Source organism: Bacillus sp. HMSC036E02 (genome assembly GCF_001836235.1).
Classification (GTDB): domain Bacteria; phylum Bacillota; class Bacilli; order Bacillales; family Bacillaceae_G; genus Bacillus_A; species Bacillus_A cereus.
In genome coordinates, this window is record NZ_KV827856.1 from 426,408 (window position 1) to 434,030 (window position 7,623).

A 7,623-nucleotide genomic window follows, 5' to 3' on the forward strand; every position below is an offset into this window, starting at 1 on the left:
AGAGTTCGATAGAACTCTTTACTTAGGAATTCCTTCTTCTAAACGAAGTAAAAATGAGATAGTTCAAATCAGCAATATACTGGCGAAACCATTCGTAGCACAAACATATCCTTAACAAACCTACTTCAAGAAGGAGAAGAACAAATTTCACTTTTTGATAATGTCACGCAAAGAGAACAAGAAATAAAGCTAACGAAAGTAACGGATGAAATACGCACAAAATTTGGAGAGAATAGCATATTAAGAGGAATTTCGTATACAAATAATGCAACAGCAAGATACAGAAACACACTGTTAGGGGGACACAAAGCATGAACAACGCTAATATGCAACAAGGCCGAGGAATGGTAAAATGGGCGCAATTCGTCGGAATTCGTGAAATGATCAAAGAGAAAAATAAAGTAGCATCTCCCATTTTAACCTCTGAAGAAAAAGAACTGATTAAGAACATGCTTTTATGTTCCTTATTGTCCGAAGAAGAAATACTAATTACATATTATGAAGGCGGCTATTTACTTACTAACTATATGACCATCATCGATATAGATCCGCTAAATAGCGCTATCATATGTACGGATGCTTTTTATAATAAGTTGACACTACAATTTTCGGATATACTGGATGTAAAATAGAATAGATTTAAACGTTTGTATTGTTATAAAGGAGTGTATAAAATGCAAGGGAATCAGATAAAAAAGAATGCAGCAAGAACAGTTATTCATAATGATATAAATAACTATCCCTATTTAAATATACCTATGATTATCAATGAGAATGATGGAATAATTTACGAGGTTTTAAGCGCTGGTTTTCATAATAATGATGCAGTAGCAATGATAACAACTGATGGTTTCACTACAACTAGGGTAAATACACCAATCGTAACAGTAAAAAACGATGATAGTAGTATCCAAGTATTCCGTTTACCTTTAGAATTGGATGATTGGGTGCTTTCATGTATGCGCGCTGCTTCAATAGGAAAAAATCCGTTCCCATGTAAAGTTGCTTTTGGAATCATTGATACTAAATGTCATGTGGAATTCAAGTAAAAAAGGAGTAAATTAATTTGTTCCTTTTATAATTTTTGGGACATTTATTTTTCTTAAGTTGATGGGGCATGTAGCGGTATCCCTCAATATTAAATTTCAAATGCATGAAAATGAGAAAAAGTTTAAAATAATTTATATACAAATGAAATAATCCAGCGAGAGTATCAAACTGTATACAATTTGCCTTTTCACACTAAAAAATGATACTAAGGTCATTGAAAGGCACCTCAGGGTGTCTTTTTCTTAATTCTAATCCGCAGTAACAAATTCATATTTTTTATATAAAAAATGGAAAAAATATTTTATAATTCTATTTAGATTAATATTACGTTTTCGATATAAAACTTATAGAAAAATGGCGGTGATTGATTTTATGTTTAATATTTCAAAGGGTGCGATGATAGATACAATAAACAATATGATTTACAACATTGCTCTTTATGTCTTTGTATTTATTATTTGCATGTGGATTTTAGTATGTATTGTTCGATTATTTGTAAGGGGATTATCTAGAGTAATACCTATAACGTATACACCTCCATTGCAAGCTAAAGGAAATGGAAAAAGAAAACAAAATAAAAAAAGGAGTGCGTCTTATAGAGTTCAATCAGTTGGAAAGAAAGCAAATACAAATAAAGTTGTAAATTCTGATTTGGATGATGAAGATGATTTTAACAACTATTATGACGACTACAGTTCCCCTAGCTATTATAGCTCTTCTAATAGTTCAAGTTCCAAAAGTTCATATAGTAACTCCAATTATAACAGCACTTCTAGTTACAAAAATGAAGATTCCTCTAGGTATGATAGTAACTCAGATGAAAATGATTATTAATAATATACGAACTTGCATGATAGTGCATAATCTATTTGTCATAGAAATGCACACATCCATGTATTCAAAATATATTAAATTGCAACAATCATTTTGGTTAGGAATCTTATCCATAACATTAAACTTAAGATGGTTACATACGGAGAAAGGCGCCTTTGGTGTCTTTTCTTTGTATAGATCAGTACCAATCTTCTAATATATTACGTAAGAACTTGACGCTATTTTAAATGGCTCAAAAAATAGACAATGATTTTCACTTCCAACTTCACAAAACAATTTCCCCTTTTTAATTTGCTCTATTTGACGATGTTCATGCAAATTGAATCATTCTATCCACTAAACAAGAAATAATTCTCCAAGAACTGAATATATCAATCAATAAAGCAATTTTTCATATAATTGATTTCTTGTTTCATCTAAACCTATATCCTTAGACCTCTACGCTTGAAGTATCCTTTACGGATAAAGCATTCCTTCACTACTACGTCAATTAAATCTTTTCTTGCTGCAGTAGTTTTTCTAATTCATGAAGAAATGTATGAGTTTTCTCAACATCCTTTAAGATATCCTCTAGGTTCTCATTTGCTACAAAATCTCTAATAGAATGGTTAAAAACCATTAACCTACCATATCTATGCTCTATTTCTTTAAACCACACTTCTTTTTCCAAAAGCTTAAAATTTTTACGAATGACTTTTTCCCTTTTTGAAGGGATGGACATAAAGAGTCCTCCTAATACATCACCGATTACATCTCCCATGTGAAAACCTCCCTTTTATATATTGTAACATTTAGAAAAAACAATATATAGTAGTATTTCCAATACACTTCAAATAACGATTCGTTACCAATTAGAGTGAACGGTAGAACTTGCGTTATGGTTTTTTCTTATCTCGACAGAATACGACATCACCATTTACCTTAATTTGGTATGATCATCTGTGTAATTTTACAATTTTCAAAATGGAGGAATTAAACATGTTCAAAAAGTTGAGTACGATTGCATTAGGAAGTGCTTTAGCGATGAGTCTAGTTGCTTGTGATGATTCGTCAAACAAAGCTTCTACAGAAAAGAAAGATGAACCAAAACAAGAGGCTAAGAAAGAAGCAAAACAAGACCAAAAACAAGAAACGAAAAAGGACGATAAAAAGAAGATAACGGTTGCCGATGTGGATACTATTAAAACTGGTGATCCTGTAACTGGTGAAGGTGGAGATAAATACGAGGATCTAGTTGCTAAATATGGCGAACCTGACATCAAATCTGATTCTACAAGTAAAAATGTAAAAACGTATACTGCTAGTTGGAGTAAAAATGCAAAAGGTGGCACAGGAGCTAATTTCACCGTTAGTTTCATTGAAAAAGATGGTCAAAAGTTAGCAGTAAGTAAAACTCAAATAGGGATGGAGTAAATCCTAGTCATAGAAATCATGGTTATGAGGAAACTTCTAAATCGTGATAAAACAAGCACTCGAATGGGTGCTTGTTTTATCATTTGAAAGTAATGAATCACCGGAAATTCCCGCTTATTAACAAACGATTTATTCTTCTTACATTTACCACCAGACAAAAAACATGTAGTACCCTGTATTTTACGTACTGGAAAAGCAATTTCATAGATACATCCTTTTCAACTTGATATGCTCTGTTCTCATAATATAATTCCGTACTAGATATCTCTGTTTTAGATTCTATATATATAACTTGATCCTTTTAATGATTAAATATTGAATCCCGTTTTATTTTCACAAAGTTGTAATGGCACAACCCCCATTCAACTAATTTTTATATATTTTTAGGTTTAGTAGGCAGAAATAACAATTAAAAATAAATTAAAATTGAAAGAGATGATACAAATTATGTTTAAAAATGAGGAAGAGCTGCAAAAAGCTTTTGAAGCAGCAAAGGCGACCTTAGCAATTGAGGGATTGACTGTTACAAAGGAAATGGAGAAAGTCATAAAGGATAAGTTACGGAGAAAGATTACTATGGAGGAATTAATCCGTTTAGCAGATGATATTGCCAGACGCAAATAAATAATCTTTTACTTTAAAATCTGTAACCTTGATACCCGCTTTTCACAAAATTAATAATAAAACCATTTTGGAAAGAGATTCAACAAAATGGTTTTTTAACTCTTAAATGAGTCTTACACTTTATAATAACTCTCTTGGAATTCGTACGGTGAGATTTTCGTATTTTAGAAAAAGTAATAGTGGAAGTTATACCACTTAAGACAAGTTTTATTAAATTACGTATGTAACAACAATGCCAATCTTTTTTCAAAAGGAAGGTTGGCATAACCCTCCATCCCCTCACACCTTACTTTCTCTTAACAACAAACAAAACACCACCCAATCCGCAGTAGCGCTTACAACAATTCCTATACATTTAATCAAAACTATTGATTCTCATATCATTTATTTCTTTGCTTCCATACCCCATTCTCTCTACGAAAAGTATTCTTTCCATTCATGAAGTCAGCTGTATTACCAGGAATGCTATATTTCTTATTCTTTTTCTTAGCCTTTTTCTTAGCCTTCTTCTTCAGCCTCTTCTCTTCTTGAACAGCTTGCAGATCAGCCCTCCATTATTTCAACAAATCCTTTTCACGTCGCATCGAATTTGTGGCTCTCAGACTAAAATATGAATCCAATAATTAGGTGCTTTCTATTTATATACTCTTTTTAACCAAATGTTCATTTTGTTCACATACACGTTTAATGTGTATTTTCTATATAACAAAGAAATAATCACCTGCTATGGACGTTTTCCTTATCTAGACCTAGACCTGTGCAACTATATAAATCAACTAGGGTCTATGTGGAACCTGAATTCCCATTCTTTAAATTTCCCTGGATACAACTCGTGTAGCATCTTATATGGACTATTTTTCCAACACCTATCTAATGAGGTTCTTGCCCCTTGATTAATTATCCATCTTCTACAAATGAACATCATATTTTTATAAATAAAATATTTTTAAAATCATCCCTAACACAAAGAATATAGATACTTATTTTACTTTCAAAGGCTGAAACATAAACATAACTGCATAACTACTGAAAATAAACATAAAATAGACGTTCTACTCCAAATGGATAGAACGTCTTTTCACTTTACTTCATACATATATCAATTTTTCACTTATTCATTTTGCATTACAATTAAAAAATCCATAAATTCATCTTCATTTACAGGTTTACTGTAGTAATAGCCCTGAATTAGATAACATACATTACGTTGTAACACTGTTAATTGTTCCTTCGTTTCTACCCCTTCTGCTATCACTTTCATGTTTAAAGTATGAGCAAGTGAAATAATGGTTTGTATAATTTCATCTCCATCAGTAGAAGTTCCAATCCTATTAACAAATTCTCTTGGAATTTTCAAAGTATCAATTGGATAAAGAGGCAGATACGCTAGTGAAGAATAACCTGTACCAAAATCGTCAATTGATAAATGTACACCAAATGATTTTAATGCTTTTAACTTTAATAAAGTTTCTCTTTCATCTACCATTGCAATTCGCTCTGTTAATTCCAAATCAATCGAATTAGCAGGTACTCCTATCTCTTCTATAGTAGATATCATTGTTTGAACAAAATCTTTCTGTTCAAACTCTATAGCTGATAAATTTATCCCCATCTTTAGATTTGAAAAACCCGCAGAATGCCATTCTTTCAGTTGTCGACACGCTTTCTGTAACGTCCACTTTCCAATTGAAATAATCTGCGCCGTTTCTTCTGCGATAGGTATAAACTCAAAAGGAGAAATCAGCCCAAGCTCTGGATGTTGCCAACGTATTAAAGCCTCTGCACCAATAACCTTACCTGCCTTACTATCAATTTGTGGTTGATACAATAAAAACAACTCATTATTTTCAATTGCATTTGGTAAATCCTGTTCTAATCGTAATCGACGAGTTACTTTTTGAGATAATGTCTCGTCATACATACAAACAGCATTGTTACCTTTTTCCTTTGCGCTATACATAGCGATATCAGCGTGTTGTAAAAGTGTAGTAGTATTTATTCCTCCAAATGGATACACCGCTATTCCTATACTAAGAGATAAGTAAAAACTATGCTGATTTACTACAAATGGTTCTTCAGTTATACGAAATAGAGTTTTACACAAATCCAATAGCTGTTGCTCTGTTTGGTTATGGACAATGATCGCAAACTCATCACCACCTATTCTTGCTAGAGGAATAGTCGGTGACAGACATGTCCTAAAACGTTTGGCAACTTCTTTTAAAACCTTGTCACCAATCGAATGACCCAATGTATCATTAATAGTCTTAAAGCGATTTAAATCAATATACAGGAGCCCAAACTTATCCTGCGTTTTTTGTGCACGCTTAATAGATCTATCTAATTCTTGTTGGAAGAATATACGATTTCCAATCTCCGTCACCGTATCATGGAATGCAAGGTAATTTATCTCTTCCTGTTGTTGTTTCATCCTTGTTATGTCTTTTACCATTACATAGCTCCCAAAGGTTTGTCCTTCTATCATAATAGGAACTATAGTGACATACCAAAAGAGTATATCCTTCTCATTGTTATTTTTCACACGTAACTGTAGTGAAGATGAACTACATCGTTTCCCTTTCTTTATAGCTGCTTCCAATTCAGATTTATCTTCATCTAAAAAAATAGAGAAGCACTCTTTCCCTATTAATGCAGCACTTTCTTTTCCTAATAACATACTTCCAGCCTGGTTTATATTTAATACGATACCGTTTGAATCAATCGTTAAAATAGGATCCGGATGATACTCATATAATGACTTAAATCTCTCTTGATTTTTTACTAAATCATTAGATTTATTTATTAAATCCCTTGTTCTTTGAGATACTGTTTGTTCTAATTGATTATTAAACACTTTTAATGTTTTAGTTAACTCTTTGTTTTGCATTCGTACGATTGTATGACGAATCAGTACAAATACAAAAGCAATACAATTTCCCGTAATTAATGTAGCTGAAGAAGTTTGCTCTTTCAAAGTAAAGCCAATTAAGACTGCAACTGCAAGATAAGGGAATATACCAAGAAGTTTCTCTCCAAATGTCGGATTAATAATAAAATAATTTCTTTTAGAAGAAGTATTCTTTGGGATTGTAGCAGCAATAGCGATAAATAATAGGAAAACTCTATACAAACACCTTAAAAATATAACTGAACGCTCTGACAAATCATCCTGTAAGTAGAAATACAAGTAGTCCGTAATAGCCAATCCAGTTAATACTAGGATAAAAATAAACAATTTACTTTTTGCATTGAAAATAGCAGGTCGAAAGATTAGTGTAACTCCAAGTAATAGAAGTAATAAATCTATAATTGGAAAAATAAATGAGAGAAAAACATCTCCAATTGATAAGAATAAGATATTTGCAGATGGTTTATTAAATAGGTACCACTCTAATGTAAAAATAGCAGTAACAACAATACATAAATCACAAAGTAAATATGCTTTCTCCCATTTGTTACATTCCATCATGATTTTATAAAAGAACGCAAAGAGAAAGAAAAATAAGAAAAACAGTAGAAATACATCAGAAATATTAAAATTTTGTATTGGTAATTCTACATTAAGTACTTGAAAAGCGGATATGAAATTCCCTATCAAAAAACACCCTATTGCAATAGTAATGCAAACCCAGAATACTCCTAACTTAATTTTTTGGGATAATATAGAATACTGTAATGAGATAAATACAGTAGTTTCAACGA

At 31.7% G+C, this 7,623-nt stretch carries 7 protein-coding genes and 1 pseudogene; 6 read left to right on the forward strand and 2 right to left on the reverse strand.

Translation table 11 applies throughout. From position 1 onward, the window contains the following. Positions 1-66: 66 nt before the first annotated feature. From HMPREF2590_RS29310 to HMPREF2590_RS29315, 4 genes and pseudogenes are all read left to right on the forward strand, one after another. Positions 67-315: pseudogene (locus HMPREF2590_RS29310) on the forward strand (Y-family DNA polymerase); the annotation flags it as partial. After that, a complete protein-coding gene (locus tag HMPREF2590_RS20170; protein ID WP_001057827.1) occupies positions 312-632 on the forward strand; it encodes a YolD-like family protein in 321 nt (106 codons plus the stop codon). The pseudogene HMPREF2590_RS29310 and the gene HMPREF2590_RS20170, both read left to right, overlap by 4 nt. A 42-nt stretch (positions 633-674) precedes the next feature. Then, positions 675-1,049 (forward strand): hypothetical protein, encoded by a 375-nt coding sequence (locus tag HMPREF2590_RS20175; RefSeq protein WP_001161878.1) that lies wholly within the window; start codon positions 675-677, stop codon positions 1,047-1,049. Positions 1,050-1,404: 355 nt separating this feature from the next. Further along, positions 1,405-1,884 carry a hypothetical protein gene (locus tag HMPREF2590_RS29315; protein ID WP_228490595.1) on the forward strand — a complete coding sequence of 160 codons (480 nt, stop codon included), beginning with the start codon at positions 1,405-1,407 and terminating at the stop codon, positions 1,882-1,884. Positions 1,885-2,374: 490 nt separating this feature from the next. Here the strand turns inward: HMPREF2590_RS29315 and HMPREF2590_RS20185 are convergent, their stop codons facing one another. After that, positions 2,375-2,644, reverse strand: coding sequence for a hypothetical protein (locus HMPREF2590_RS20185; RefSeq protein WP_000503056.1), 270 nt, complete (start codon positions 2,642-2,644; stop codon positions 2,375-2,377). 218 nt (positions 2,645-2,862) lie between these two features. On the opposite strand from HMPREF2590_RS20185, the gene HMPREF2590_RS20190 reads away from it, so the two are divergent. Continuing rightward, positions 2,863-3,297, forward strand: a complete 435-nt coding sequence (locus HMPREF2590_RS20190) for a hypothetical protein (protein WP_000473787.1) — start codon at positions 2,863-2,865, stop codon at positions 3,295-3,297. Between the two features lie 435 nt (positions 3,298-3,732). Beyond that, positions 3,733-3,921, forward strand: a complete 189-nt coding sequence (locus HMPREF2590_RS30050) for a hypothetical protein (protein ID WP_136363589.1) — start codon at positions 3,733-3,735, stop codon at positions 3,919-3,921. Between the two features lie 1,111 nt (positions 3,922-5,032). On the opposite strand, the gene HMPREF2590_RS20195 is transcribed toward HMPREF2590_RS30050, so the two are convergent. Beyond that, positions 5,033-7,623 (reverse strand): sensor domain-containing protein (locus HMPREF2590_RS20195; RefSeq protein ID WP_256325168.1); only part of this gene is annotated, 2,591 nt, incomplete at its 5' end.

Excerpts from the sequence above, each read along its gene's own strand:
- HMPREF2590_RS20170 (WP_001057827.1), top strand. The coding sequence starts at position 312 with ATGAACAACGCTAATATGCAACAAGGCCGAGGAATGGTAAAATGGGCG.
- HMPREF2590_RS20175 (WP_001161878.1), top strand. The coding sequence starts at position 675 with ATGCAAGGGAATCAGATAAAAAAGAATGCAGCAAGAACAGTTATTCAT.
- HMPREF2590_RS29315 (WP_228490595.1), top strand. The coding sequence starts at position 1,405 with ATGGCGGTGATTGATTTTATGTTTAATATTTCAAAGGGTGCGATGATA.
- HMPREF2590_RS20185 (WP_000503056.1), bottom strand. The coding sequence starts at position 2,644 with ATGGGAGATGTAATCGGTGATGTATTAGGAGGACTCTTTATGTCCATC.
- HMPREF2590_RS20190 (WP_000473787.1), top strand. The coding sequence starts at position 2,863 with ATGTTCAAAAAGTTGAGTACGATTGCATTAGGAAGTGCTTTAGCGATG.
- HMPREF2590_RS30050 (WP_136363589.1), top strand. The coding sequence starts at position 3,733 with ATGATACAAATTATGTTTAAAAATGAGGAAGAGCTGCAAAAAGCTTTT.